We start from the raw sequence: 25,702 nt of genomic DNA on the forward strand, positions 1-25,702 counted from the left end.
TAACCTCGAAGAGGGGATGGCGAGGCGCTTTGCGCCTGCGCCGACATATCGAACCGCGACCGGCAGGAACAAGGCCGGCGCGGTTCTTGTCGTTTGATCAGCCGATCGACTTCAGTACCTGAGGCAGCGCCGCCTCAAACAGGTCCATATCGGCGGCCGGGCCGACGCTGACGCGAATGCAGCGGTTGAGCGGAGCGACCCCCGGCATGCGGATGAACACGCCATGCTGCATCAACCCGTCGACGATCGCCCGCGCATAGGTGCCGTCACGTCCGGCGTCGACTGCGACGAAGTTGGTGGCCGAAGGCAGTGCCTGCAGGCCGTTGGCATCGGCTATACGGGTAATCCGCTCGCGCGCGGCGTGGATCTTGGCGACTACCTCCGAGAGATAGGCCTGATCCTTCAGCGCGGCGATTGCGCCGGCGACAGCCATCCGGTTCATGCCGAAATGGTTGCGGATCTTGTCGAAGGCGAGCGCGGTCCCCGGCGTGGAGATCGCATAGCCTACGCGCGCGCCGGCAAGGCCGTAGGCCTTCGAGAAGGTGCGGGTCCTGATCACGTTGGGTAGGTCGATCAGCGATGCGATCGACGGCAGCGCGCTGGCCGGACCCGTTTCGCTGTAGGCCTCGTCGAGGATCAGCAGCGTGGTCTCAGGGATCGCGCGGGCAAAAGCCACCACGCGGTCGGCATCCCACCAGCTGCCCATCGGATTGTCGGGGTTGGCGAAGTAGATGAGCCGCGGATTTTCGCGCTTCACCGCATCCAGCAAGCCATCGAGATCTTCGCGATCATTCACATAGGGAACGGTGACCAGCCGGCCGCCGAAGCCCGCCACGYGAAAGTTGAAGGTCGGATAGCCGCCGAGCGACGTGACGATGGGTGCGCCGGGTTCGATCACCATGCGCACGATCTGCCCGAGCAACTCGTCGATACCGCCGCCGATGGCGATATTGGCCGGCGTCGTGCCGAGATGGGCGGCAAGCGCTTCCTTCAGGTCGTGGTTCTCGGGATCGCTGTACTTCCAGATATCAGCGCCTGCCTCGCGCATCGCCGTCAGAACCGATGGGGCGGGGCCGAAGCCGTTTTCATTGGCGCCGATGCGCGCCTTGACGGTCAGGCCGCGTTGACGCTCGATGGCCTCAGGGCCGACAAAGGGAACGGTGGAGGGCAGGGCGCTGACAAGCGGTGTGAAGCGCGAGAAGGCAGACATTGAAGGGCATTTCCCAAGGCTATGAAAATCGCGCCAACAATAGGCGCTGATGGTGCCATGGCAAGGACGATTATTCCCTTGGGAAGCCTATTTACATGCTGATCGTGCGGCTCGCGCTGATCGCTTCCATATTGCCGATCATGAAGTCGGCACGCACGACGCGGCGCAATACCTCGGGCTCGATCGTGTTGATGAAGCGCACATGCAAGCGCTCATTGCGCCGGGATACCTCGGCGCAGCCGATGCGGTAGGCTAGCCCGAGAATGTTGAGATAGTAGTGCTTGGGAAGACCGGTCGCCGAGGCGACGAGAAGCGTGGCGCCGCCGCGCGAGATGTCGATGATCTCGGCGCTGCGCATCGAGACACCTGTCAGGCAGGGGCGCACGGCGACGATGCGGGCCGGGCGTCGCACGTTGAATTGCTCCCACCGGGTCTCGTAAATCTCCGATTTCACCGTCGTGAGGTGCGTGTTGTTGAGCATCGACATCGCAGGCACACTCCTAAAATCAGAAAAATCCTAATCTTTCCAACGGAGCGTTACATGAATGCTTTGCGCAATCATCAACGAAGTCACTACAATTTTAGTGAATGAGAATTTAACTGAAGGCTCGGACCGCAAAAAATCCGCCAGCGGCCGTCATGGCGGTGATAAAGCCGCCCCAGGCGAGGTCGACGATGCTCATCAGCGGCGGCCAGTTCTTCAGCGTGGCGAGGTTCGTCACGTCGTAGGTCCCGTAGGCGGCAAGACCCAGGATCAGGCCGTAGATGACGGCGGTCCATAAGGACCCAGACGCGACTGCTGGAAGCACCGCGAGCACCACAACGGCGACGGCGAAGAAAAGATAGAAGATCGCGGCGATGCCGAAATTCGGCGACGGCAGCATCAGATCGCCCAGTTGATCGCGATAGAATGTCCGGGCGACGAGGCCGAGCCATATGGCATCCAACACGAGCAGGGTACCAAATGAACCGGCATAGGCGACGAGAGCTGTTTTCATAATCCTGTCCTGACGTTTGCCTCTCTTTACGTTCGCTACACGGATTGGATTGCCTATCGCGCGAATTCCACAAATCGTTGAACTCTTTACGACCCCGGGCGTTTGCCTCCTGTTCACGAGCACAAGTCTGTGCTCCCGAGTGCGAGTTTCGCGCTCAAGATAGAAGATCAAGGAGACTGATATGGCTGACATCAGAGTGCCGCGAAATTCCTGGGTTGTGGTGTGCGACGGAGGCAAGGCTCTGATTATGCAGAATGACGGCGACGTTAGCGGCGTCGATCTCAAGGTCAGGGAAACACTGGCGCAACCGAATGAGCCCGATCGCGAAATCGGCACCGACAAGCCCGGCCGGGCCCATAGCGCGGATGGCCGTGGCAGCGCGGTCGAGGAACTCAGCTGGCACGATCAGGCCGAGGCCGAATTCCTGAAGCAAATCGCGTTCAAGCTGGATGACCTGATCATCGAGAAGGACGCGACCAACATCGTGCTGGTGGCGCCGCCTCGCGCGCTCGGAACCCTTCGTTCCAACCTCAGCGTCGAGGCGCAGGCGATTATCTCGGCCGAAATTCCCAAGGATTACACGAACCTGCCGATCGACCAGATCGAGCGGCGCTTGGCGGCCTGACGATATCAGGCGAAGCCGGAGCGGGCGCAAGCCCGCTCTTTTTCTATGGGTGCCTGGTCCTAACTTTCGAAGCTCAGGCGCAACACGTGGTGCAGGAATTCCGGATTGATCAGCATGTTGAAGCTGATCGTCGCAAGGTCGCCCTCGCGCTTAACGAGCGTCGCGCCGATCTCGTCCTGGATGCCGAGAATTTCCAGGAAGAAATGGTTCGGCATCTCGATCGACGCATTCACTTCGAGCGTCGCGCCGGCGAGCGTGATGCTGCGGATCAGGCAGCGGAGTTGGGTAGCGGTGCTGAGGTGATGGCCGACGAAAATGATCTTGCCGGGGCGATCGAGCGCGAATTCCCGGTAAGCCTGCTCCGGTTCGGGATGTGCAGTATCGAGGTGCATCTGAAAGGCCATGGTCGCCTCCGCTGGTTGTCTGGTTTCAATCTAGGGCAAGTGTGCTGAATAGTTCTGAAAAAGTTCTTTAAAACTAGATGCTTATGTAGATTGCGGCGCTCAAAAGTCCCATTTTTAGGCAATATTCGTCAGTTCTGCTGGAAATTTGCGCAGGTTGACAGATGCGCGTCCCTGCCTCATACCGAAAACCGGTTCGAGACGCCTGCCGCTCGCGGATGAAAATCCATGGTGAAGATCTCCTGCAATGAACGGTCACAGCCCTTTGTGCATGCTGACTGGTGGCAATGCGAGCTCCCAACTGCCTCGAAACAGCATGCCTTTTTGAAAGGCTGAACCATGAACTATCCTTCGATCGACGATCTGAAGGCCCAGGCAAAGCGATTACGTGGCGCCATGGAATCCAGCGGCACGCCGATATCGCATAGCGCCGCCCTCGAGCTGATCGCCAGCCAGCACGGCGTCCGCGACTGGAACACACTCTCGGCGCTGGCAAGCAGGCCCAACACGACGCCGCTTGCCGCACTCACCGTCGGCGCGCGCGTCAGCGGCCGCTATCTCAACCAGCCGTTCACCGGCAAGATCCTGGCGCTTGGCGAGCAATCCGGCGGCCTGCACAAGCTAACGCTTCATTTTGACGAGCCCGTCGATGTGGTCACCTTCGAGAGCTTCTCGGCCTTTCGCCAGAGGGTCAACGCGCAGGTCGACGAAAACGGCGTTTCCCCGCGCAAGACCTCGAACGGCCTGCCGCAGCTGGTGCTCGACATCTGAGGCCGCATGGCTGAAACGAAAAAGCCGCGCTGTCGAGGCGCGGCTTTTGTCGTCATGCTTGCGGTCTCAGGCTTTGAGCAGCCATTCATGCTCCGGCGCGTTGTAGAACTTCCAGACGCGCTTCGGGCCGGCCATCACGTTGAGATAGTAGAGATCGTAGCCGTGCGTGGCGGCGCAGGGGTGATACCCCTTCGGCACCAGCGTCACGTCGCCATCTTCTAGCACCATCGCCTCGTCGAGTGACCGATCGTCTGTATAGACGCGCTGGAACCCGAAACCCTGCGGYGGGTTCAGGCGATGATAATAAGTTTCCTCGAGGAAGCTCTCGTTCGGCAGGTTGTCCTGGTCGTGCTTGTGCGGCGGGTAGGAGGAGGTATGTCCGCCCGGCGTGATCACCTCGACCACAAGCAGCGAATAGGCCGAAGCGTCATCCTCGGGCATGATGTTGTTGACGTAGCGCACATTCGTGCCCTTGCCGCGTGTCAGCGCCGGATGCGTGCCCGGCGGGATCGCCTTCGCCTCATAGGCGCCACCGCCCGGCGCCGAGCAGACCGCCAGCTCCAGATCGGTCTCGGCCGTCACCGACCATGCCGATTCCATCGGGATATAAAGCGCATGCGGCGCCCCATCGAACGGGCTCATCCGCTCGCCGAGCGTGCCGAAATCCCTGGTGCCGGCGCTGGCCTTGCCCTTGCCGCTCACCCAGACGAGGCACACTTCGCGCTCGCCGGTTTCGCCGGACACGGTCTCGCCGGGCTTCAGCCGATGCATGTCGAAGCCGACATAGGTCCAGCCGGCGCTCTCGGGCGTGACATGGGTGACGCGGCCGTGGGTGCCTGTTGGCTTGACTTTGAGGTTTGGCATTTGTTTCTCCTCGATATCGTTGTGGGTGCAGCCCCCTCATCCGACCCTTCGGGCCACCTTCTCCCCGTGGGGAGAAGGGGAGGTTGGCGCGAGCGGCCCGCTCCGAGTCTCTTCTCCCCAGCGGGGAGAAGGTGGCGGCAGCCGGATGAGGGGGCCACTTGCTCCAGCGTTTTGACCTGAGGCCTTCAAGCCTCCTTCGGAAACCCTTCCGTCTCCACCGTATACCCGGCAGCCGTCATCACCCGCATCAGTTCGGCGTGTCCGATCTCGGCCATCTTCTGCGGCGGCGCCTTGCGCGGGTCCTGTTCGGCCTCGACGACGAACCAGCCCTCATAGCCGTAATCGGCAAAACGCTTCACGATCGCCCCGAAATCGAGCGACCCGTCACCCGGCACCGTGAATGCGCCGAGCGCCACGGCGTCGAGGAAGGACTGCCGGCTGCGATCGAGACCGTCGACCACCGACTTGCGGATGTCCTTGACGTGGACGTGGTTGATGCGGGCGTGGTGGTTGTCGATGGCGCGCAGCACGTCGCCGCCGGCAAAGGCGAGGTGGCCGGCGTCGAGCAGCAGCGGAATGCCGGCGCCCGAGTTGCGCATGAAGGCGTCGAGTTCCGGCTCGGTCTCGACCGCGGCCGCCATGTGGTGGTGGTAGGAGAGCGGCATGCCCTGTTCGGCGCACCATTCGCCAAACTGCGTGACCTTGCGGGCATAGGCCTTCATCTCGTCGTCGGAGAGTTTCGGCTTGGTGGCAAGCGGCTTGGAACGGTCGCCCTGGATCGAGCGGCCGACCTCGCCATAGACGATGCAGGGCGCGTTGACCGCCTTGAACAGCTCGATCATCGGCTGGATGCGATCCTTGTTTGCCGCGAGTTCCTCATCGACAAGCGTGCCGGAAAACCATCCCCCGCACAGCGTCACGTCGGCGGCCTTCAGGATCGGCAGCATCTCGCGCGGATTATTCGGGAACCGGCGCCCCTGTTCCATTCCGGTGAAGCCGGCGCCGCGCGACTGGCGCAGGCATTCCTCGAGCGATACGTCGTCGCTGAGTTCAGGAAGGTCGTCGTTCCACCACGCGATGGGCGACATGCCAAGTTTGGCTTTCATTGTTGTTTCTCCTCGTCATTCTCTGATGTCAGCGAGCGCGGCCCCCTCATCCCCGGTGCAACAAGTTGCACCTGACCTGCCGCCACCTTCTCCCCCGCTGGGGAGAAGGGAAGATGGAGCGAGCGCCCCACCACGAATCTCTTCTCCCCAACGGGGAGAAGGTGCCGGCAGGCGGATGAGGGGGTCACTTGCTCTAAGCTTCAAATCACCCAATCCGCTGCGCTTCGCGCGCCTTCACATAGTTGGCGCGAGCCTTGTTGACCTCCTCGCGCGAACTGACCTCCGGCACAACCACATCCCACCAGTGCCCACCGGCCTCCGTCGTGATCAACGGATCCGTATCGATCACGAACACCGAGGTCCGGTCGTTCTTCTTCGAATCAATAATCGCCTGCTCAAGCTCGGCGATCGAAGACACCTTCACCGCGATCGCCCCCATGCTTTCGGCGTGCGCGCGGAAGTCGATCTCGGGCATGACCTCGTGATAGGAGTCCTTCAAGAGGTTGTTAAAGTTGGCGCCGCCGGTGCCCATCTGCAGCCGGTTGATGCAGCCGTAGCCGCGGTTATCCAAGACGACGATGTTGAGCTTCAGGCCCAGCATCACCGAGGTCGCGAGCTCGGAATTCAGCATCATGTAGGACCCATCACCGACCATGACGATGACGTCCTTGTCGGGATGCGCCATCTTGGCGCCGAGGCCGCCCGCGATCTCGTAGCCCATGCAGGAGAAGCCGTATTCCATGTGGTAACTACCCGGCACGGTGGCCGGCCACAGCTTATGCAGTTCGCCCGGCAGACCACCTGCAGCGCAAAGCGCCACCGTGTTATCGCCGCCGATCGAGCGCGCCACGGCGCCGATGACCTGCGCGTCCGATGGCAGGGCGGCATTGGTCGATGCCATCGCCTTTGCGGCAGCTTCCATCCAGATCTTCTTTTCCTTCTCGGCCTTCGCCGCCAGCGCTGCCGGAGCCTTCCAACCGGAAAGACCCTCGGAGATCGCCTTCAACCCCTCGCGCGCATCCGCCACCAGGGGAAGCCCGTCATGCTTGACGGCGTCGTAGGCGGCAATGTTGAGGCCGAGGATGGAGAGCTTCTCATTCTTGAAAAGCGCCCACGAACCGGTGGTGAAGTCCTGGCAGCGTGTACCGACGGCAATTAGCAGATCGGTCTCCTCGGCGATCGCGTTGGCGGCCGATGTGCCGGTGACCCCGACCGAGCCGAGCGCCAGCGGGTGCCGCTCGTCGATTGCCGACTTGCCTGCCTGCGTGACGACAACGGGAATGCCATGCGCATCCGCGAAATCCGTGAGTTCCTTCGTCGCCTGCGAATAGAGCACACCGCCGCCGGCGATGATCACGGGCTTTTCGGATTTCTTGATGAGCGCGATGGCGTTCGCCAGTTCGTCCGCATCGGGGCGAGGGCGCCGCGTGGTCCAGATGCGCTCCTCGAAGAAGCTCTCCGGATAGTCGAAGGCTTCCGCCTGGACATCCTGGCAAAGCGACAGCGTCACCGGACCGCAATCATAAGGATCGGTGAGCACCTGCATGGCGCGCTTCAGCGCCGAGATAATCTGTTCCGGCCGTGTGATGCGGTCGAAATAGCGCGAGACCGGGCGGAAGGCGTCGTTGGCGGAAACCGTGCCGTCGCCGAAGTCCTCGATCTGCTGCAGCACCGGATCCGGCGCGCGGTTGGCGAAGACGTCGCCTGGGAGGAAGAGCACGGGGATGCGGTTGACATGCGCCACGCCCGCCGCCGTCACCATGTTGAGCGCGCCGGGGCCGATCGATGTCGTGCAGGCCATGAAGCGCTGGCGGAAGCTCGCCTTGGCATAGGCGATCGCGGCATGCGCCATACCCTGCTCGTTGTGCGCGCGATAGGTCGTCAGCTCGCCGCGCACCTGATAGAGCGCTTCGCCGATACCCGCGACATTGCCATGGCCGAAGATCGCCCAGACGCCGCCAAAGATCGGCACCGTCTTGCCGTCGATGACGGTCATCTGCTTCTTCAGAAAGTGGGTGACGGCCTGCGCCATCGTCAATCGTACAGTCTTGCCCATGAGGCTCCTCCCGCAATTCTCGTATCCGTTTTTCCCCTCCCCAACCCCTCCCCACAAGGGGGAGGGGCTAACCTGTGGCAACCGTTTCGCTTCGCCTCAACCTTGCGTCCGTCAGAACGTTTGTTCGTGGCAGAGGCGGCGCCTCAAGTTAAAGCCCCGCCCCCTTGTGGGGAGGGGTTGGGGAGGGGTCTTTCAATCCTATCGGCCGAGCCCGCGCGTTTTCAACCACGCCTCAGTCAGTTCACGGAAGCGTCCGGCCATATCCGATATGGCCTGCTCGTCATTGATCTTGCCCGACAGCCAGGCCCGCGCCGCATCCGAAAAGATCGTCCGTCCCACGGCAAAGCCCTTGACCGACGGTGCTGCCAGCGTCGCCTCGAAGCCCTTCACCAGCTCGTCCGCCGGCGCCTCCAGCCCGAGCAGCACGATGCCGCGGCACCAGGGGTCGTTCTTGGCGATGACGGCGTCGATCTTCTTCCACGCCGCACTCGATGCCTGCGGTTCCAGCTTCCACCAGTCCGGCTTGATGCCGAGCGCATAGAGCTCTTCCATCGCCGTCGAGATGGTGTCGTCGGTGAGCGGCCCGTTCTTGCTGGCGATGATCTCGACCAGCAACTCACGGCCAACCTTGCGCGCTGCCTCGAACAGCGTCCGCAGCTTCTCCTGCTGCTCGCTCTTCAGCTCTGCCGGATCGTCGGGATGATAGAAGCACAGGCACTTGATGCAATGATCAAGTGGCCATTCGACCAGTTGCGAGCCGATATCCTGGCTGAACTCGAAACGCAGCGGCTTCGAGCCGGGCAGCTCGACCGGCCGCCCGATCCAGGCGAAGTTCTTGGTCGCCGCGTCGAAGAAGGCATCGCGCCCGAAGCGCTCGTCGATCAGCATCCCATAGCCGCTGCGGCCATCGGCGACGCGCGCTGCGGCTTCCACCGCCAGCCGCTTGAAGGCGACGATCTGCTTGTAATCGACGCCGAGTTCGTCGCAGACGCTTGTCAGCTGCGAGCGATGATCGATGGCGAGCGCCATGAGGAGCGGGATGTCGCCCTTGCGGTTCGAGGCCCAGTGAATGTGGTTGATCGCCTCGTCCTTGCGCAGCGCCCGATGCTTGCTGCCGTTCTTCAGGAAGAAATCGAGTTCCGCCCAGGTCGGATATTCCGGCGAGCAGAGCAGGCGGGAGACCGCGAATGCGCCGCAGGCATTCGCCCAGGTGGCGCAGGTCTTCAGCGGCTCATCCTTCAGCCATCCCCGCAGGAAGCCGGACATGAAGGCATCGCCGGCGCCGAGCACGTTGAACACCTCGATCGGGAAACCTTCGCCGACGATGCCGGCTTCGAGATCGTCCGAGATCGGCCCGTCATAGACAATGCAGCCCATGGCGCCGCGCTTCAGGACGATGGTCGCGGACGACAGCCGGCGGATTTCCTTCAGCGCGCCGAGCACATCGTCGGCACCGGATGCGATCAGGATTTCCTCTTCCGTGCCGATGATCAGGTCGCAATCCGGCAGCGTCTCTTTCATCTTCGAAGACACGCGGTCCGACTTCACATACCGTTCGAAGCCTTCCGCATGGCCGGCGAGGCCCCACAGGTTCGGGCGATAATCGATGTCGAAGATCACCTTGCGGCCGTTGGCCTTGGCGATACGGATCGCCTTGCGTTGCGCCGCTTCCGTGTTCGGCCGCGAGAAATGCGTTCCCGAAACCAGCACTGCGCGCGATGACTTTATATAGGCCTCGTCGATATCGCCTTCTTCGAGCGCCATGTCGGCGCAATCGGAACGATAGAAGATCATCGGCGAGACGCCTTCTGCCTCGACCGCCAGCAATACCAGCGCCGTCAGCCGCTCCTTGTCGGTCACGATGCCGTCGGTCGCGACCCCCTCGCGTGCCGATTGCTCGCGAATGAAACGGCCCATCTGCTCATCGCCGACGCGGGTGATCAAGCCCGACTTCAGGCCGAGGCGCGCCGTGCCGATTGCGATATTCGCCGGGCAGCCGCCGACAGACTTGGCGAAGGATGCGATGTTTTCGAGTTTGGAACCGATCTGCTGGCCATAGAGATCGACCGACGAGCGGCCGATGGTGATCACATCAAGCGACAGCCCCGGCTGTGTGCCCGGATTTGGTTCTGCCATCATGTCCTCCCGATCATTTTCAATCCGGCGTGGATGTCCGCCGGTGATATCAATCGATGAAACATCGGTTCCGATTTAATGTCAATTCAGAATGTTTATTCCATTTTTGCTTTTTTGGATTTTGGCTGCCCCAGCTTTCGCCGCCGCTCGGCGATCGCCACCGGCAGCGCCATGGTCAGCGCCATCGAGGCCGAAAGCGAACGGAAGCCGGCAAAGTCGGCCTCCGCCACTTCGAACCAGCAGGCGGCGCTGGTGGCGAGTGGCGAGAAGGCCGAATCGGTGATGACGACAACGGGCACGCCGCGCTCCTTCAACATCTCCGCCTGGCCGAGGCTCTCTGCGGCATAGGGCGAAAAGCTCGCCGCGATCGCCGCATCTTTCGGCGTGGCGAACTGGACGGTCTCGGCATCGACCCCATTGGGGGACGCGACAATCTGGTGGCGGATATTGAGCTTGGAGAAGGCGTAGCTCATATGCGCCGTCAGCGGATAGGAGCGGCGCTTGGCGATCAGATAGATGGTGTCGGCCGCCGCCAGAATATCGACCGCCTTGCTGAAGGTCTCTGATTGAACGGTCGCGGCCAGCCGGTTGATGGATTGACCGGCGGCCGAAATGAAGCCGGACAGCAGATTGGCATCCTCGTCCTCGCCACCCGATTGCTCCAGCGTCACCAGCCGCTCTTCGTAAGTCAGCGTCCGGTCGCGAAGCCGCTCGCGAAAAATGCTCTGCAGGTCCGAAAAGCCCTCATATCCCAGGTGATGTGCAAGCCGCACCAGCGTCGATGGCTGAACCTCGGAAGCAGACGCGATGCTTGCCGTCGTGCCGAAGGCGATCTCGTCGGGATTGGCCAGCGCAAAGGCCGCGACCTGCGCCAGCCGCTTCGGCATGGTCGCCTTGCGCTCGATGATCGTGCTGCGCAGGCTTTCGAAATCCCTGGGAACGCGAGAGGGGGCCTTGGGGTCGTTGTCCATGTGTGATCCGAAAATGAAACGTATATTCCAGTTTCCCGACCATAGATGATTTCCATTCTCCGGCATATTTGTTTTTTATTCGGGGAATATTGAGCCATTTCTAGTGTTTGATGGCTTTCATCTGCTTTTAGGCTCGCCCGCCAGTCATATCAAAATGTCTTGTCAAAATGGTCCAAGCATTCCAAAATCATGGTCGGAGCGGGAGGATTTCATGAAGTCATTGGGCGTCGGCTTGATCGGCACGGGCTATATGGGCAAGTGCCATGCGCTTGCCTGGAATGCGGTCAAGACCGTCTTCGGCGATGTCGAGCGTCCGCGCCTTGTGCATCTGGCCGAGGCGAACAAGGATCTTGCCGATGCGCGCGCCTCGGAATTCGGCTTTGAAAAGGCGACCGCCGTCTGGCGTCAGCTGATCGCCGATCCGGATGTCCATGTCGTCTCGGTCACCACCCCGAACCAGTTTCATCCCGAGATGGCGATAGCCGCCCTTGAAGCGGGCAAGCACGTCTGGTGCGAAAAGCCGATGGCGCCGGCTTTTGCGGACGCCGAGCGCATGCTGGATGCCGCAAGGCGCGCCGGCAAGGTGGCCGTGCTCGGCTATAACTATATCCAGAACCCAACCATCCGCCACATCAAGGCGCTGATCGGCGAGGGCGCCATCGGGCAGGTCAATCATATCCGCGTCGAGATGGACGAGGACTTCATGGCCGATCCGGATGCGCTCTTTTACTGGAAGAGCGAATTGTCAGCGGGCTACGGCGCGCTCGACGACTTCGCTGTCCATCCTTTGTCCTTGCTCTGGTATCTCTTCGGTCATGTCGAGGCCGTGGTGACCGACATGGCCAAGCCCTACGCCGATCGCCCCGCAAAGGACGGTGGGCGACGCCCGGTCGAGAACCACGACGCGGCCAATGTGCTGATGCGTCTTGGTGGCGGCATTTCCGCCGTGTTGATGGCCAACCGTGCCGCCTGGGGTCGAAAGGGGCGCATAGCTCTGCAGATATTCGGCTCGAAAGGCGCGATCACCTTCGACCAGGAACGCATGAACGAATTCGAGCTTTATCAGGCCGATGGCCGCGGCAGCGAGCAGGGTTTCCGCAAGATTCTGGCCGCACCCGCCCATCATCCCTATGACCGTTTCATTCCTGCGCCCGGCCACGGCCTTGGCTTCAACGATCTGAAGATTATCGAATGCCGCGAGCTCATTCGTGCGATTTCCGGTGAGCCGTCGGTGATCGTCACATTCGAAGACGGTCTTAGGATAGAAAAGTCTGTTCACGCCATGGCAGAGTCCTATCACCAGCGCCGCTGGATCGAGATCGCCTGACGGCGCTCCGCTCCGGTTGACGACGCAAGGGGCAGGGGATAGGCCTTTGCTCGATACAGTGAATGCGGGAGTGATATCGTGACGGACAGATTGGTGATTATCGGCGCAGGTCAGGCAGGCTTTGCAATGGCGGCCAAGCTGCGCGCGCTCAAGGATAACAGGTCCATCACCATTCTTGGCGCAGAAGACGTGCTGCCTTACCAGCGCCCACCGCTCACCAAGAAGTATTTGCTCGGCGAAATGAGCTTCGACCGCCTGCTGTTTCGCCCCGAGCAGTGGTTCACCGACAACGACGTCGAGATTCGCCTCTCCACATGGGTCGAACAAATCAAGCGCGACAAGAAGCAGGTCGTGCTCCAGGATGGCTCCACCATCGACTACGGCACGCTGGCGCTGACGACGGGCTCCACCCCGCGTGGCCTGCCGGCCGCGATCGGCGGCGATCTCGAAGGTGTGTATGTTGCCCGCGACAAGCGCGACGCCGATCTTCTGGCCGCCGAAATGCGCCCGGGCCGACGCGTCCTTATTATAGGCGGCGGTTATATCGGCCTCGAGGCCGCTGCCGTTGCGCGCCATTTGGGTCTTGAAGTCACCGTCATCGAGATGGCCGACCGCATTCTCCAGCGCGTCGCCGCCAAGGAGACCGCGGATATCATGCGCGTCATCCACGAAGAGCATGACGTGCAGATTCGCGAAAAAACCGGCCTCAAGCATCTGATCGGCCGCGACGGTAAGCTCGTTGGCGCCGAACTCTCCGATGGCTCGATCATCGATATCGATTTCGCCATCGTCGGCATCGGCGTTACGCCGAACGACCAGCTCGCCAAGGAATCGGGCCTCGAAGTTGCGAACGGCATCGTCGTCGATGAATTCGCGCGCACCTCTGACCCATCAATCTTCGCGGCCGGCGATTGCGCGGCGCTTCCCTGGCAGGGCGGACGCATCCGCTTGGAATCGGTGCAGAACGCCGTCGACCAGGCCGACGCGGCTGCCGCCATCATTGCCGGCGGCAATGCGCCCTATGAGCCGAAGCCATGGTTCTGGTCCGATCAATATGACGTGAAACTGCAGATCGCCGGCTTCAATCTCGGCTACGACGAAACGCTGCTCCGCCCCGGCGCGCGCGAAGGCGCACACTCCATCTGGTACTTCAAGTCAGGCAAGTTCATCGCCGTCGATGCGATCAATGATGCCAAGGCCTATGTCAGCGGCAAGAAGATGCTGGAACTCGGCATAAACCCCGACAAGTCGATCCTCGCCGACGGGTCTGCTGATCTGAAGCAATTGCTGGCTTAGAAATAAGCCGGCTTTTCTTCAGGGGCAAAGCCGAAAAAGCGCTTGCGTCCCCCAGCGAATGACTCTATCAGGCTCTCGACCGGAGAGGTGGCCGAGTGGTCGAAGGCGCTCCCCTGCTAAGGGAGTATACCCGAGAGGGTATCGTGGGTTCGAATCCCATCTTCTCCGCCATCATCCCAGTGTCCGATCCGGACACACTGTCGCCGCTCCCTAGCTCAGCGGATTTTCCAAGCAAACATTTCAGTGATTTTTGCATCGAACATATGTGTTCATGCGAGCGCGTCTTTGCGCGCGGCGGACCTTGTCATCATCGACATGACACGACGATGACAGCGCCGCGTAGAATCGCTTTGAGAATCATCCGACGCTTCACAAGCGATTCCCACCAGCCGTATTCGCCGATCTGTCACGCGGCTTATTTGTTCGCCTGCTAAAATCCTTGGCTATCCCACCGAATCCGGCCGGAAAACGGTACCAATGTGGCACATCGCCGGGTTCCGCCGTGCTGTCGGTTGGCACTAAACCCCCGCAAAACCAGCGCTTTCTTAACGAAGTATAAAGAAACGGAATGGCCGCATGTCGTATTTGTGACCTTTCAGCAACAGCGCATACGGAAGGCTGTCGTAAATCCCCCAATCGCACAAGTTGGTGATTGCGTGACAGGCCGGGTCTTGTATTTTCAACTTCGGAAGCGAGGGCGGTTGATCGTCCGACTTCTTGAAACACGGTGACGGGGCAGGGAACGCTGCCAAAACGGCGAAAACCCGGATCCGATCGAAACTTTGAATTGGAGGTCAATATGAACATCAAGAGCCTACTTCTCGGCTCCGCAGCTGCTCTGGCAGTTGTATCCGGCGCTCAGGCTGCTGACGCGATTGTTGCAGCTGAACCGGAAGCAGTAGAATACGTTCGCGTTTGCGACGCATACGGCACCGGCTACTTCTACATCCCGGGCACGGAAACCTGCCTGAAGATCAACGGTTACGTTCGTTTCCAGGTTGACGTGAACCGGGACGCTTCCGGTACGTCTGACTGGGATTCGTTCACCCGTGGTCAGGTTCAGTTCACGGCTAAGAGCGACACCGAGTACGGCCCGCTGACCGGCGTTATCGTTCTGCAGACGGACGCTGACAACGCTACGAGCCAGTCTTCCTACCTCGACTCGGCTTACATCGACATCGCCGGCTTCCGCGCTGGTCTGTTCTACAGCTGGTGGGACGATGGTCTCTCTGGCGAAACCGACTCGCTCGCTTCTGGCCCGACGCTGCACAACTCCATTCGTTACCAGTATGAGTCTGGCGACTTCTACGCCGGTATCTCGGTTGACGAACTGGAAGACAGCATCCACGGCACGCCCCTCGGTGGCGGTCTGGGTGAAAGCCCGAACAACGTTGGTATCGCTGCTGGCATCGGTGGCAAGGCTGGCGCATTCAGCTACCAGCTGATCGGCGGCTATGACACGGACACCGAAGAAGGTGCGATCCGCGGTATGGGCACCGTTGCAATCGGCCCGGGCACTCTCGGCCTCGCAGCTGCTTGGGCTTCTGGTCCGAACGCCTACTTCGAAGAGTCTGAATGGACTGTTGCTGCTGAATACGCAATCCAGGCAACCGACAAGTTCAAGATCACGCCTGCTGTCCAGTACTTTGCTAACGCCCGCAACGGCGGCTATATCACCGGCGGCACCTACACCACGACCACCGACTTCACCGACGTTGACATCTGGAAGGCTGGCGTAACGCTCGACTACCAGATCGTAGAAAACTTCTACGCCAAGGCTTCGGTACAGTGGCAGGACCGCACGGTTGCTGTTGACGACAACACCTGGTCTGGCTACTTCCGCCTGCAGCGTGCATTCTAATCTGATCTGACTTCGGTCTAATCAGGAAAGCCCGGTTCTCGCGAACCGGGCTTTTTGCATTCTTGGCGTTGCGTACGCATAGCCTTGAGGAGGCTGACTGCCAGAAGCCGCGGCTCGGTGTGCTAATGATCGGCGTGCTGGATTGCAGCGAGAAAACTCCGGATGCTTTGTAGTGCCGGCTCTAGATGCAGCAGGGGTGGATGGCCTTGGCCCGGACCTCTGACGATCGTGAGACCAGCATGCCTGTCGACCATTGCTGTGACCGTGCTTTCGGAAAGCAACATCGAATTCTCCCCGCGAACAGCCATCAGCGGTAGTTGTTCGAAGTTCTCATAGTGCGCCCAGAGATCCGGCACTGGTTTGGCGAAATCGATCGATAACAGTTGCTTGGCAATTGCCGGATCGACATCGGGCACGATCTGACCATCAGCATCGCAATAGATCGCCGTCGCCATCTCCGCCCAATCGTCTTCTGATAAGGCAGGGAAGTCAGCGCCCTGCCGCTGCTTCAGCAACGCCGCCGCTTCTTCCATATCGCGCGGCAGTCGTGCGGTGTTGAGATCGTCGCGAATCTTCATCAACCCCTCGGCCTCGATGACCGGGCCGATATCGTTGAGAACGGCCGCCGCGACCAGATCGGACTCCATCCCGGCAAGCAGGTGCAGGATCAGCCCGCCACGCGAGGTGCCGATGAAGGCGGCGCGGGCTATGCCGAGATATGTGCAGGCTTCGATGACATCGCGGGCTTCGACGGCAAGATTGTAGTTGGCCTTGTTCTCATCCCATTCGGAGAGGCTACGCCCACGGTAATCGAGCGCGATCACACGTCTTGGGATGACCGGATCCCGCGACAGGATCAGGGCCAGCTGATGAAAATCGCGGGAATTCCGTGTCAGTCCAGGGAGGCAGATCACTGGCAACCGGCCTTCCGTCGCCTGAGAGCCAGGATCATAGTCCCGCAGATGCAGCGAAAGGCCATCACTGGATATGTAAGTCCGATCCCGAAAGGCTTGGTTGCTCGTTTCGTCCATCGTCTCTGCCCGCCTTGACGAGAAGAGACTAGCCTGCGCTACGCCGCCAAGCAAACTCGGCCTTTAGGACGCGTTGCGTCCGCCGATCAGGTCCTGCTGGATGCTGACGGGCTGACCCAACCGGGCCTTGTAGATCTCATAGTTCTCAATCACCCGCTGCACGTAGTTGCGCGTCTCGGGGAAGGGGATGCGTTCGATCCAGTCGACGACGGCGTCGATCGATTTGCCGCGCGGATCGCCATAGCGGCCGATCCATTCCGGAACGCGCTTCGGCCCGGCATTGTAGGCGATGAAAGTCATGATGTAAGAGCCGCCGAAGGCGTCGATCTGTTCGCCGAGATAGTGCGCCCCAAGCGTCGCGTTATAGCCGGCATCGGCTGTCAGCTTGTCCTTGGAGTAGGTGATGTTGTGGCGCTTGGCCACGGCCATCGCCGTTCCGGGCAGGATCTGCAGCAGGCCGCGCGCATCGGCGACGGAAACCGCCGTCGGATTGAAGGCGCTCTCCTGCCGGGCGATTGCGTAAGCGAGCGCCTTGCCGGAGCCAGAGATGTTGGCGGTGCCGGGAATGACGCCGATCGGGAAGGCCAGCGCCGCGACATCGACGCCGCGCGCGTAAGCGCTCTTGCCGATCTGCAGCGACAGATGATGGTCGCCTGAACGCTCGGCCTGGGCGGAGAGGATCGCGAGTTCGCCGGGGCTTTGCATCTGCTCGCCGAGAGCGAGATAGAGAGCATTCGCCCGCCAGCCATGGCCGGCTGCGTCGAGCCGGGCGATGGCCTGCACGGCCTCGCGCGCCTGATAGCGTTGCCGATCCGCCGGGCTGGGTGAGGGGTAGCTGACATTGATCGTCTTGCGGCCAAGCTTCTCGCCCGCAAGCTGGCCGTAGAAGGTGGTCGGATAGCCCGCTGCCTTGGCGTAGAACTCGGCGGCCTTGCCGGCGCCGCCCGCTTCGGCCGAGCGTCCCATCCAGTAGTAGGCACGCGACACGGAAATCGGACCGTTGGAGAAGTCGAGGATCTTGCGGAAATGGGTCTGGGCCGTTGTCGGGTCCTGCAGCCCGCGCAGCGCGTACCAGCCGGCGTGGAATTCGGCCTCGACGATATCGGTCGGCGTCGTTGCCGCGTATTTCGAGACGATGCCGTAGGCGAGCTTGAACTGCCCCTGGTCGACCAGCCCACGGCTGACGATCCGCTGCTCGTTCCACCATTCGCCGGCGTTGACGAGTTCATCGCGGTCGCGCGGCATCTGCTGCAGAAGCTTGGCGGCCTCCGGATACTTCTCCTGCTTGCGCAGATACTCGATGCGCGCGAAGAGATAGCCGGGATCGCCGTTCCATTTGCCATCGACGCCGGCAAGAAGCGCGCCCGCGTTCGGCGCCTTGCTGGCGACGGCTTCCCACGCCTTGTAGAGCGATTGCGCCTGCCCGAGATCGCCGAAGCGCTTGGCCTGCGCAGTGCGGTTGCGATACATCAGATATTCCATGCGCGCCTTGTGGTCGGCAAGGGTCAGCAAGCCCGCGAATTCGGCCATGATCTTGTCTTCCGTTGCCTTGTCCAGCGTCTCGCCGCGCCAGACCTTGCGCATGTATTTCGCCGCCTGTTGCTGCTTGCCGGTGGCGACCAACGCGCGCGAAAGGATCATTGCGCCTGACGTCGTTTCCGGAGCGGTTTCGCCGAAGGCTGCGAGAACGGCCGAGGGCGAGGGGTTTTCGTCATAGAGCGCACGCTCGGAGTATATCCTGAGCTTTGCCAGCCCGGGCCAGCCCTTCAATTCCTGGGCAGCGGTGGCGATCTCGACCGAGGGTACGCCCTTCTGTCCGGATACGGCGATTGCCCAGGTCAGGATATGACGGTCGAGCGTGCCCTGCGCCATGCCGTCGCGGATCGAAATCGCCTGCATCGGGTCCTTGGCGGAAAGCGCGTCGAGGCCGGTCTTCAGGTCGCTGTTGACGGGGGCGATTGCCTGGCTTCGCGGTATCGCGCCTGTCGTCATCGATTCCGGCAGCGAGGTCTGCGGCATGTAGCCGATCGGACGAACGTCTGGAACGGGCGCGTCGTCGCCTGGGAGCTGCGCGGCAAATGTGCCCCATGCGGCGGCCGTCAGGCCGAGCGCGGACAGGATCAGAACAGCTCTCTTCATCAGGGATACTCGCAATGGAAACGCGTCCATACATTTGCTGGGACGCATATTAACGAAACCTTACCGAAGCCCTTCAATTTCATTCACATTTGCGATCGGAATTTGTTGCAACAAAGCTCTGTACGCTTGTCGGACCCTTTTTGGCGCACTATGGTGCGCTCCTTCGTATTCAAGGAATGCGGCCGAAGCATGGATTGCGGTCGTAAGGAGTTCTGCATGTTCCAGGGATCCATTCCCGCACTCGTCACGCCTTTCACCGATGCTGGCCTTGTCGATGAAGCGGCCTTCGCCGCCCATGTCGACTGGCAGATCAAGGAAGGCAGCAGCGGTCTCGTTCCAGTCGGAACGACCGGCGAATCCCCGACCCTGTCGCATGCCGAGCACAAACGCGTGGTCGAACTCTGTATCGAGGCCGCCGCCAAGCGCGTTCCCGTCATGGCAGGTGCCGGCTCCAACAACACCCGCGAAGCCGTCGAACTCGCTCAGCACGCCGAAAAGGCCGGCGCTGATGCGGTTCTCGTCGTCACGCCCTATTACAACAAGCCGACGCAGAAGGGCCTCTACGCCCACTTTGCCGCGGTCGCCGAAGCCATCAAGCTGCCGATCTACATCTATAACATTCCGGGCCGTTCGGTCATCGACATGTCGCCGGAAACCATGGGCGCGCTTGCGAGGGCATACGGCAACATCGTCGGCGTCAAGGATGCCACCGGCAAGATCGAGCGCGTCTCCGAGCAGCGCATCACCTGCGGCAAGGATTTCCGCCAGCTTTCCGGCGAAGACGCCACCGCGCTCGGCTTCAACGCCCATGGCGGTGTCGGCTGCATCTCGGTCACCGCCAATGTCGCTCCGCGCCTCTGTGCCGAGTTCCAGGCCGCGACGCTGGCCGGCGAGTTCGCGAAAGCGCTCGAGTATCAGGACCGCCTGATGCCGCTGCACAAGGCGATCTTCCTGGAGCCGGGCCTCTGTGGCGCCAAGTACGGCCTGTCGAAGATCCGCGGCATGAACCGCACGGTACGCTCGCCGCTCGTCTCCTCGCTGGAGGCAAGCACGGAAGCCGCACTCGACGCAGCGCTGCGCCACGCCGGCCTTCTGAACTGATAGCCTGCTGAACCGATAAAACGCGCGGCCTTCACAAAGATGGGCCGCGCCTCTACATAAAGCCGAGAAGTGCGGGCGCGGATATCGCGCCCCCGAGCAATTGGAATTTGTCATGGCCCCCAAAGGCAGCCAGCGCGTCGTCAAGAAGATCGTCGCCGAAAACCGCAAGGCGCGCTACAACTACGAGATCGTCGATACCTACGAGGCTGGCTTGGTGCTGATGGGCACCGAGGTCAAGTCGCTGCGCGAAGGCAAGGCCAACATCGCCGAATCCTATGCCTCGGACGAGGGTGGCGAGATCTGGCTGATCAATTCCTATCTTCCGGAATATCTGCAGGCCAACCGCTTCAACCACGAGCCGCGCCGTCGCCGCAAGCTCTTGCTGTCGGGTCGCGAGATCAACCGTCTGCGTGCCGGCATCAACCGCGAAGGCATGACACTCATTCCGCTGAAGATCTATTTCAACGATCGCGGCCGCGCGAAGATGGAACTGGCGCTCGCCAAGGGCAAGAAGCTGCACGATAAGCGCGAGTCTGAAAAAGAGCGCGATTGGAACCGGCAGAAGAGCCGGCTTCTCAAGGATAATGGCTGATCAAATAGCCGCCTGAATCAAAACCGCGGCAAATGCCGCGGTTTTCTTTTTGAGCATTGGTTGCTCGCGTCAGCTTTCGAAGTCGCTGGATGCCGCAGGCTCGACCGGACGGGCAGGGCGCTCGGACGGGTCGCGGCCGATTTCGCTCTTCAAAGACAACAGGTCGATGAAGTGATCCGCCTGGCGGCGCAGATCGTCGGCGATCATTGGCGGCTGCGTTGCCATCGTCGAGATGATCGAGACCTTGCGGCCCTTGCGCTGCAGCGCTTCGACCAGCGTCGTGAAATCGCCGTCGCCTGAGAAGATCACCAGGTGATCGACCGTCTCCGATTGCTCCATGGCATCGATCGCGAGCTCAATATCCATGTTGCCCTTGATCTTGCGGCGGCCCATGGAGTCGGTGAATTCCTTGGCCGGCTTGGTTACGACCTTGTAGCCGTTGTAATCCAGCCAGTCGATCAGCGGGCGGATCGAGGAATATTCCTGATCCTCGATCAGGGCCGTGTAATAGTAGGCGCGCAGCAGATATCCGCGCTTCTGGAAGGCTTTCAGAAGTTTTCTGTAGTCGATATCAAAGCCGAGACTCTTGGACGCCGCGTAGAGATTGGCGCCATCAATGAAAAGTGCAATTTTTTCTCGCGGGTCGAACATCGCGTACCAATCCACTTTGAGTAATCTAATATGCGGCTGCAGATAGCCCACGAAAACAATGGGTTATCTGAAAAATTCAGAACAATTCTTACTTTATGAACTATTCATATAAGTCAGATTTAGGGCAGGATTCGGCATATTCCAAGCAACTTTTAGTGGAAACCTCTAAAATTAGAAAGTTCCCACAGGCTCGAACGGCTCCTTCACTAAAAACTTGAATTCGCCTGCTTTTAATTGTATCGCCGTGCTAATCCCGAGATCCCGACCGTAAAGGACAGGCAATGGCCCGTGTCACAGTAGAAGATTGCATTGACAAAGTTGAGAACCGCTTCGAGCTGGTTCTGCTTGCCAGCCACCGTGCCCGGCTGATTTCCCAGGGCGCCTCGATCACCATCGATCGCGACAACGACAAGAACCCGGTCGTCGCCCTTCGCGAGATCGCCGATGAGATGCTGTCTCCCGACGACCTGAAGGAAGACCTGATCCACTCGCTGCAGAAGCACGTCGAAGTCGACGAGCCCGAGCCCGATCCGGCAAGCCTCATCACCACGGCGGCTGCTGCCGATGGCGAAGAGCAGGAAGACGCTCCGGAGACGATCACCTTCGACCAGATGTCGGAAGAAGAGCTTCTGGCAGGTATCGAAGGCCTCGTGCCGCCGGAAAAGAGCGACGATTACTAATCGTCAATCTTGCGCCATTATTGCTTCGGCATATGATTGAGTATCACGTGCGCCAATCTGTGATTGGCGCGCTTTTCTTTTGTGATGGAGTGGTTTCGGCATGATGCGGCAGTACGAGCTCGTGGAGCGGGTTCAGAAATACAAGCCCGACGCCAACGAAGCCCTGCTCAACAAAGCCTATGTCTATGCCATGCAGAAGCATGGGCAGCAGAAGCGGGCAAGCGGCGATCCCTATATCTCCCACCCGCTCGAAGTCGCCGCCATCCTCACGGACATGCATCTCGACGAGTCGACGATCGCGGTCGCTCTGTTGCATGACACGATCGAGGACACGACCGCGACCCGCGCCGAGATCGATGAACTCTTCGGCGAAGACATCGGCCGCCTGGTCGAGGGTCTCACGAAGATCAAGAAGCTCGATCTCGTCACCAAGAAGGCCAAGCAGGCCGAAAACCTGCGTAAGCTGCTGCTTGCCATTTCCGACGACGTGCGCGTGCTGCTGGTCAAGCTGGCCGACCGTCTGCACAACATGCGCACCCTCGACCACATGTCGCCGGAAAAGCGCGCCCGCATTTCCGAAGAGACGATGGATATCTACGCGCCGCTCGCCGGCCGCATGGGTATGCAGGATATGCGCGAGGAGCTGGAGGACCTGTCCTTCCGCCACATCAACCCCGAGGCCTACGACACCGTCACCAAGCGGCTTGAGGAGCTGTCGCGCCGCAACGAAGGCCTGGTCAAGAAGATCGAAACCGAACTGCGCGACCTGCTTGTCGCCAACGGCCTGACCAATGCCTACGTCAAGGGCCGCCAGAAGAAGCCGTATTCCGTCTTCCGCAAGATGCAGTCGAAGTCGCTCTCCTTTGAGCAGCTGTCGGATGTCTATGGCTTCCGCATCATCGTCGACGATATTCCCTCCTGTTACCGCGGCCTCGGCATCGTCCACACCCGTTGGCGCGTCGTCCCCGGCCGCTTCAAGGATTACATCTCGACGCCGAAGCAGAACGACTATCGTTCGCTGCACACCACCATTGTCGGCCCGTCGAGCCAGCGTATCGAGCTGCAGATCCGCACCAAGCGCATGCACGAGATCGCCGAGTTCGGTATCGCCGCCCACACGCTCTACAAGGACGGCGCCACCAACGCCGATAGCGACATCCTCTCGCGCGAATCCAACGCCTATTCCTGGCTTCGCCATACGATCGAAGCGCTGGCCGAAGGCGACAGCCCGGAAGAGTTTCTGGAGCACACCAAGCTCGAGCTGTTCCAGGACCAGGTGTTCTGTTTCACGCCGAAGGGCAAGCTGATTGCGCTTCCGCGCGGTGCGACCCCGATCGACTTTGCTTACGCCGTTCACACCAATATCGGCGATACCACGGTTGGCGCCAAGATCAACGGCCGCATCATGCCACTCGTCACCCGCCTTGCGAATGGCGACGAGGTCGAGATCATCCGCTCCGGCGTGCAGGTGCCGCCGGCGGCTTGGGAAGAGATCGTTGTGACAGGCAAGGCCCGCGCCGCCATCCGCCGCGCCACCCGCATGGCCATCCGCAAGCAATATGCCGGCCTCGGCCACCGCATTCTCGAACGCACCTTCGATCGCGCCGGCAAGGTCTTCTCCCGCGAAGCGATGAAGCCCGCGCTGCACCGCCTCGGCCAGAAGGATGTCGAGGACGCGATTGCCTCGGTCGGCCGCGGCGAGATGTCGTCGCTCGACGTGCTGCGTGCCGTCTATCCCGATCACCAGGAAGAGCGCATCACCTCGAAACCCTCGGGCGACGATGGCTGGTTCAACGTCCGCAGCGCCACCGGCATGATCTTCAAGATCCCGGATAAGGGCAAGGCAACCGAGCACGCGCCAAATGGACTTGAGGCGCTGGGCGATGCCGAGGCCGTGCCGATCCGTGGTATATCGAGCAATATCGATGTGCAGTTTGCCCCGACGGGTGCTGTCCCCGGCGACCGCATCGTCGGCATCACCAACACGACCGAAAACGCCAAGGGCATCACGATCTATCCGATCCAGTCGCCCGTGCTGCAGCGCTTCGACGAGCAACCTGATCGCTGGATCGATGTGCGCTGGGATCTCGATGAGGCCAACAAGTCGCGCTTCATGGCCCGCATTCTGGTCAATGCGCTGAACGAACCCGGCACGCTCGCAAAGCTTGCCCGCACCGTCGCCGATGTCGACGTCAACATCCGCGTCTTCAACACGGTTCGCGTCGCCACCGACTTCACGGAGATGGCGCTCGATGTCGAAGTTTGGGATCTTCGCCAGTTGAATCAATTGCTTGCGCAGTTGAATGAGCTGGATTGCGTTGCGACTGTGCGCCGGCTTTACGAGTAAAGCAGGCGCATCTGCACCTGGTTTGCACAATATGTGATCGTTTTGTGGTCAAATTGTCGCAGATGAGGGGCTAGATATGCGTTTAGCGCATGGCTGACTGAGTATTAGAGCGTTGGTAAAAAGGCGCGCCTCCGCCTATCTTCTGGTCATCAACAAGTGACCGAAAGAAAGAGGCATCCAAATGTTTACACCGATCAAGAAGTTCGCTCGTGCCCTGCGCGCTCCGAGCGCTGAAGAACGCGAAACCGCATACCTGAACGGCTCGTTCGACCGTATCGATCTCGAATACCGCCAGCGTCAGGTTGACCGTGGTCTGTTCCGTACCCGTTAATCGGTTGCTGGATTTGCAAGTGGGAAGGGGCGTTTGAGTTACGCCCCGGTAGATACTCAGTCGGCGCACATCAAATAGCGACTGAGGAGGTCTGGCGCTCTTGTCAGGCCTGTGCGGCATGCACTACATACGCGCCATGTTATTTCGTCGTCGGAAACCCGCTGGATTTCGTGAAAAGCTGCGTGAGCTGCTTTGGCCACGAAAGGGATTCCTGAGGCCTCCGCGCTATCTCGTGATGCGCGTGCTTCGCCTGAGGGCATCGCCACATGCGGTGGCTGTTGGCGTCGCGGCCGGGATCTTCGTGTCCTGGACCCCGTTCATCGGCGTCCATTTCATCATGGCCTTCGTCATCACCTATCTGTTGTCAGGCAATATGGTCGCCGCCGCTCTTGGCTGCGCGGCCTTCGGCAATCCGCTGACCTACCCCTTCATCTGGGGAACCACCTGGGAAATCGGACATCTGCTCCTGAGCCGCAAGGATACGATGCAGGGCAATGCGGTCGATCTTCCCGCACTCTTCCACGAACTGCACTTCAGCGAGCTTTGGCGCCCGGTGCTGGAGCCGATGCTGATCGGTTCGCTGCCGCCGGCAGCGGTGACCGCCGTGGCCATCTATTTCGCGACATTCTACACGGTGAGGGGCTTCCAGGGACGCCGCCGCGCCCGCCTGCTTGAGCGTGCGCGCCTACGCGTCGCTGAGCCCGTTTCGCTTGAGGAAACAGTATGATCATTGGTATCGGCAGCGATCTCATCGATATCAGGCGCGTGGAGAAGTCGCTGGAGCGATTTGGCGAGCGTTTCACCAATCGCTGCTTCACCGAGATCGAGCAGCAGAAATCCGATCGCCGCGCCAACCGCGCTGCCTCCTATGCCAAGCGCTTCGCTGCCAAGGAGGCTTGCTCCAAGGCTTTGGGCACGGGCATCGCCCAGGGTGTCTTCTGGAAAGACATGGGCGTCGTCAATCTCCCGAGCGGCAAGCCGACGATGAAGCTGACGGGCGGCGCCGGCGAGATTTTGCAGAGGATGTTGCCGGTGGGGCACCGCGCCGCCATCCATTTGACAATTACCGATGATTATCCCTTGGCTCAGGCCTTCGTCATCATCGAGGCCCTGCCGCTGAGCGACTGATCGCCGAGCAACTGACCGTTACCTGTCTGGCTTTTAATGTTCGTGGCATTGCCGCAATCAGCCGAAGCCGCTACACAGAA

The 25,702-nt window shown here is 60.7% G+C and carries 24 protein-coding genes and 1 tRNA gene; 13 read left to right on the forward strand and 12 right to left on the reverse strand.

Going from position 1 to position 25,702, the window contains the following annotated elements:
* Window positions 1-97: 97 nt before the first annotated feature.
* The 3 genes from AC1DOG_RS09625 to AC1DOG_RS09635 form a co-directional block, all read right to left on the reverse strand.
* Window positions 98-1,210 (reverse strand): pyridoxal phosphate-dependent aminotransferase, encoded by a 1,113-nt coding sequence (locus AC1DOG_RS09625; RefSeq protein ID WP_477927609.1) that lies wholly within the window; start codon window positions 1,208-1,210, stop codon window positions 98-100.
* A 91-nt stretch (window positions 1,211-1,301) separates the two neighbouring features.
* A complete protein-coding gene (locus AC1DOG_RS09630) occupies window positions 1,302-1,697 on the reverse strand; it encodes a hypothetical protein (protein ID WP_018898834.1) in 396 nt (131 codons plus the stop codon).
* 109 nt (window positions 1,698-1,806) lie between these two features.
* Window positions 1,807-2,208 (reverse strand): DUF2177 family protein, encoded by a 402-nt coding sequence (locus AC1DOG_RS09635; protein WP_477927611.1) that lies wholly within the window; start codon window positions 2,206-2,208, stop codon window positions 1,807-1,809.
* Window positions 2,209-2,389: 181 nt separating this feature from the next.
* Here AC1DOG_RS09635 and AC1DOG_RS09640 point away from each other — a divergent pair, with 181 nt between their 5' ends.
* On the forward strand, window positions 2,390-2,833 hold the full coding sequence (locus AC1DOG_RS09640) for a baeRF12 domain-containing protein (RefSeq protein WP_477927613.1): 444 nt from the start codon (window positions 2,390-2,392) through the stop codon (window positions 2,831-2,833).
* A 59-nt stretch (window positions 2,834-2,892) separates the two neighbouring features.
* Here the strand turns inward: AC1DOG_RS09640 and AC1DOG_RS09645 are convergent, their stop codons facing one another.
* Complete coding sequence (locus AC1DOG_RS09645; protein WP_112821053.1) at window positions 2,893-3,225, reverse strand: hypothetical protein; 333 nt, start codon at window positions 3,223-3,225, stop codon at window positions 2,893-2,895.
* A 348-nt stretch (window positions 3,226-3,573) separates the two neighbouring features.
* On the opposite strand from AC1DOG_RS09645, the gene AC1DOG_RS09650 reads away from it, so the two are divergent.
* Entirely contained in the window at window positions 3,574-4,005 is a 432-nt protein-coding gene (locus tag AC1DOG_RS09650) for a glyoxalase superfamily protein (protein ID WP_018898830.1), read from the forward strand.
* 66 nt (window positions 4,006-4,071) lie between these two features.
* Here the strand turns inward: AC1DOG_RS09650 and iolB are convergent, their stop codons facing one another.
* The 5 genes from iolB to AC1DOG_RS09675 form a co-directional block, all read right to left on the reverse strand.
* A complete protein-coding gene (gene iolB, locus AC1DOG_RS09655) occupies window positions 4,072-4,869 on the reverse strand; it encodes a 5-deoxy-glucuronate isomerase (protein ID WP_018898829.1) in 798 nt (265 codons plus the stop codon).
* Window positions 4,870-5,054: 185 nt separating this feature from the next.
* Window positions 5,055-5,975 carry a myo-inosose-2 dehydratase gene (iolE, locus tag AC1DOG_RS09660; protein WP_477927616.1) on the reverse strand — a complete coding sequence of 307 codons (921 nt, stop codon included), beginning with the start codon at window positions 5,973-5,975 and terminating at the stop codon, window positions 5,055-5,057.
* 205 nt (window positions 5,976-6,180) lie between these two features.
* A complete protein-coding gene (gene iolD / locus AC1DOG_RS09665; protein WP_477927618.1) occupies window positions 6,181-8,031 on the reverse strand; it encodes a 3D-(3,5/4)-trihydroxycyclohexane-1,2-dione acylhydrolase (decyclizing) in 1,851 nt (616 codons plus the stop codon).
* Between the two features lie 198 nt (window positions 8,032-8,229).
* Window positions 8,230-10,167 carry a bifunctional 5-dehydro-2-deoxygluconokinase/5-dehydro-2-deoxyphosphogluconate aldolase gene (locus tag AC1DOG_RS09670; RefSeq protein ID WP_477927620.1) on the reverse strand — a complete coding sequence of 646 codons (1,938 nt, stop codon included), beginning with the start codon at window positions 10,165-10,167 and terminating at the stop codon, window positions 8,230-8,232.
* Window positions 10,168-10,262: 95 nt separating this feature from the next.
* Entirely contained in the window at window positions 10,263-11,138 is an 876-nt protein-coding gene (locus tag AC1DOG_RS09675; protein WP_289729126.1) for a MurR/RpiR family transcriptional regulator, read from the reverse strand.
* 211 nt (window positions 11,139-11,349) lie between these two features.
* Here AC1DOG_RS09675 and AC1DOG_RS09680 point away from each other — a divergent pair, with 211 nt between their 5' ends.
* The 4 genes from AC1DOG_RS09680 (at window position 11,350) to AC1DOG_RS09695 (ending at window position 15,622) form a co-directional block, all read left to right on the forward strand.
* On the forward strand, window positions 11,350-12,465 hold the full coding sequence (locus AC1DOG_RS09680; RefSeq protein WP_477927622.1) for a Gfo/Idh/MocA family protein: 1,116 nt from the start codon (window positions 11,350-11,352) through the stop codon (window positions 12,463-12,465).
* Between the two features lie 78 nt (window positions 12,466-12,543).
* The gene (locus AC1DOG_RS09685) at window positions 12,544-13,761 is read left to right on the forward strand and encodes an NAD(P)/FAD-dependent oxidoreductase (protein ID WP_477927624.1); all 1,218 of its coding nucleotides are present in this window, start codon (window positions 12,544-12,546) and stop codon (window positions 13,759-13,761) included.
* Between the two features lie 81 nt (window positions 13,762-13,842).
* Window positions 13,843-13,932 (forward strand) — tRNA-Ser (locus AC1DOG_RS09690).
* A 628-nt stretch (window positions 13,933-14,560) separates the two neighbouring features.
* Window positions 14,561-15,622, forward strand: a complete 1,062-nt coding sequence (locus tag AC1DOG_RS09695; protein ID WP_477927626.1) for a porin — start codon at window positions 14,561-14,563, stop codon at window positions 15,620-15,622.
* A 122-nt stretch (window positions 15,623-15,744) separates the two neighbouring features.
* Here AC1DOG_RS09695 and AC1DOG_RS09700 read toward each other — a convergent pair whose 3' ends face one another.
* Together AC1DOG_RS09700 and AC1DOG_RS09705 are read right to left on the reverse strand one after the other, a co-directional pair.
* On the reverse strand, window positions 15,745-16,653 hold the full coding sequence (locus AC1DOG_RS09700) for an alpha/beta fold hydrolase (protein ID WP_477927628.1): 909 nt from the start codon (window positions 16,651-16,653) through the stop codon (window positions 15,745-15,747).
* 63 nt (window positions 16,654-16,716) lie between these two features.
* Window positions 16,717-18,792 carry a lytic transglycosylase domain-containing protein gene (locus AC1DOG_RS09705; RefSeq protein ID WP_477927630.1) on the reverse strand — a complete coding sequence of 692 codons (2,076 nt, stop codon included), beginning with the start codon at window positions 18,790-18,792 and terminating at the stop codon, window positions 16,717-16,719.
* Between the two features lie 216 nt (window positions 18,793-19,008).
* On the opposite strand from AC1DOG_RS09705, the gene dapA reads away from it, so the two are divergent.
* Both dapA and smpB read left to right on the forward strand, forming a co-directional pair.
* Window positions 19,009-19,893 (forward strand): 4-hydroxy-tetrahydrodipicolinate synthase, encoded by an 885-nt coding sequence (gene dapA, locus AC1DOG_RS09710; protein ID WP_477927632.1) that lies wholly within the window; start codon window positions 19,009-19,011, stop codon window positions 19,891-19,893.
* A gap of 112 nt (window positions 19,894-20,005) precedes the next feature.
* A complete protein-coding gene (gene smpB, locus AC1DOG_RS09715) occupies window positions 20,006-20,485 on the forward strand; it encodes an SsrA-binding protein SmpB (protein WP_018898818.1) in 480 nt (159 codons plus the stop codon).
* 69 nt (window positions 20,486-20,554) lie between these two features.
* On the opposite strand, the gene AC1DOG_RS09720 is transcribed toward smpB, so the two are convergent.
* Entirely contained in the window at window positions 20,555-21,136 is a 582-nt protein-coding gene (locus tag AC1DOG_RS09720) for a LabA-like NYN domain-containing protein (protein WP_018898817.1), read from the reverse strand.
* Window positions 21,137-21,417: 281 nt separating this feature from the next.
* Here AC1DOG_RS09720 and rpoZ point away from each other — a divergent pair, with 281 nt between their 5' ends.
* The 5 genes from rpoZ to acpS all read left to right on the forward strand — a co-directional run bounded on the left by rpoZ (window position 21,418) and on the right by acpS (window position 25,622).
* Window positions 21,418-21,816, forward strand: coding sequence for a DNA-directed RNA polymerase subunit omega (gene rpoZ, locus AC1DOG_RS09725; RefSeq protein ID WP_018898816.1), 399 nt, complete (start codon window positions 21,418-21,420; stop codon window positions 21,814-21,816).
* A gap of 100 nt (window positions 21,817-21,916) precedes the next feature.
* Window positions 21,917-24,163 (forward strand): RelA/SpoT family protein, encoded by a 2,247-nt coding sequence (locus AC1DOG_RS09730; protein WP_113008428.1) that lies wholly within the window; start codon window positions 21,917-21,919, stop codon window positions 24,161-24,163.
* 181 nt (window positions 24,164-24,344) lie between these two features.
* Window positions 24,345-24,494, forward strand: a complete 150-nt coding sequence (locus AC1DOG_RS09735; protein ID WP_112941369.1) for a DUF3563 family protein — start codon at window positions 24,345-24,347, stop codon at window positions 24,492-24,494.
* A 136-nt stretch (window positions 24,495-24,630) separates the two neighbouring features.
* Window positions 24,631-25,221, forward strand: a complete 591-nt coding sequence (locus AC1DOG_RS09740; protein WP_026283062.1) for a DUF2062 domain-containing protein — start codon at window positions 24,631-24,633, stop codon at window positions 25,219-25,221.
* A complete protein-coding gene (gene acpS / locus AC1DOG_RS09745; protein WP_477927636.1) occupies window positions 25,218-25,622 on the forward strand; it encodes a holo-ACP synthase in 405 nt (134 codons plus the stop codon). Before AC1DOG_RS09740 ends, acpS begins: the two co-directional genes overlap by 4 nt.
* Window positions 25,623-25,702: the final 80 nt, after the last annotated feature.

The organism is Rhizobium sp. 01N48, assembly GCF_056399145.1.

Coding starts and splice junctions, on each gene's coding strand:
- AC1DOG_RS09630 (WP_018898834.1), bottom strand. CDS start 1,697: ATGTCGATGCTCAACAACACGCACCTCACGACGGTGAAATCGGAGATT.
- AC1DOG_RS09635 (WP_477927611.1), bottom strand. CDS start 2,208: ATGAAAACAGCTCTCGTCGCCTATGCCGGTTCATTTGGTACCCTGCTC.
- AC1DOG_RS09640 (WP_477927613.1), top strand. CDS start 2,390: ATGGCTGACATCAGAGTGCCGCGAAATTCCTGGGTTGTGGTGTGCGAC.
- AC1DOG_RS09645 (WP_112821053.1), bottom strand. CDS start 3,225: ATGCACCTCGATACTGCACATCCCGAACCGGAGCAGGCTTACCGGGAA.
- AC1DOG_RS09650 (WP_018898830.1), top strand. CDS start 3,574: ATGAACTATCCTTCGATCGACGATCTGAAGGCCCAGGCAAAGCGATTA.
- iolE (WP_477927616.1), bottom strand. CDS start 5,975: ATGAAAGCCAAACTTGGCATGTCGCCCATCGCGTGGTGGAACGACGAC.
- iolD (WP_477927618.1), bottom strand. CDS start 8,031: ATGGGCAAGACTGTACGATTGACGATGGCGCAGGCCGTCACCCACTTT.
- AC1DOG_RS09670 (WP_477927620.1), bottom strand. CDS start 10,167: ATGGCAGAACCAAATCCGGGCACACAGCCGGGGCTGTCGCTTGATGTG.
- AC1DOG_RS09675 (WP_289729126.1), bottom strand. CDS start 11,138: ATGGACAACGACCCCAAGGCCCCCTCTCGCGTTCCCAGGGATTTCGAA.
- AC1DOG_RS09680 (WP_477927622.1), top strand. CDS start 11,350: ATGAAGTCATTGGGCGTCGGCTTGATCGGCACGGGCTATATGGGCAAG.
- AC1DOG_RS09695 (WP_477927626.1), top strand. CDS start 14,561: ATGAACATCAAGAGCCTACTTCTCGGCTCCGCAGCTGCTCTGGCAGTT.
- AC1DOG_RS09700 (WP_477927628.1), bottom strand. CDS start 16,653: ATGGACGAAACGAGCAACCAAGCCTTTCGGGATCGGACTTACATATCC.
- AC1DOG_RS09705 (WP_477927630.1), bottom strand. CDS start 18,792: ATGAAGAGAGCTGTTCTGATCCTGTCCGCGCTCGGCCTGACGGCCGCC.
- dapA (WP_477927632.1), top strand. CDS start 19,009: ATGTTCCAGGGATCCATTCCCGCACTCGTCACGCCTTTCACCGATGCT.
- smpB (WP_018898818.1), top strand. CDS start 20,006: ATGGCCCCCAAAGGCAGCCAGCGCGTCGTCAAGAAGATCGTCGCCGAA.
- AC1DOG_RS09720 (WP_018898817.1), bottom strand. CDS start 21,136: ATGTTCGACCCGCGAGAAAAAATTGCACTTTTCATTGATGGCGCCAAT.
- rpoZ (WP_018898816.1), top strand. CDS start 21,418: ATGGCCCGTGTCACAGTAGAAGATTGCATTGACAAAGTTGAGAACCGC.
- AC1DOG_RS09730 (WP_113008428.1), top strand. CDS start 21,917: ATGATGCGGCAGTACGAGCTCGTGGAGCGGGTTCAGAAATACAAGCCC.
- AC1DOG_RS09735 (WP_112941369.1), top strand. CDS start 24,345: ATGTTTACACCGATCAAGAAGTTCGCTCGTGCCCTGCGCGCTCCGAGC.
- AC1DOG_RS09740 (WP_026283062.1), top strand. CDS start 24,631: ATGTTATTTCGTCGTCGGAAACCCGCTGGATTTCGTGAAAAGCTGCGT.
- acpS (WP_477927636.1), top strand. CDS start 25,218: ATGATCATTGGTATCGGCAGCGATCTCATCGATATCAGGCGCGTGGAG.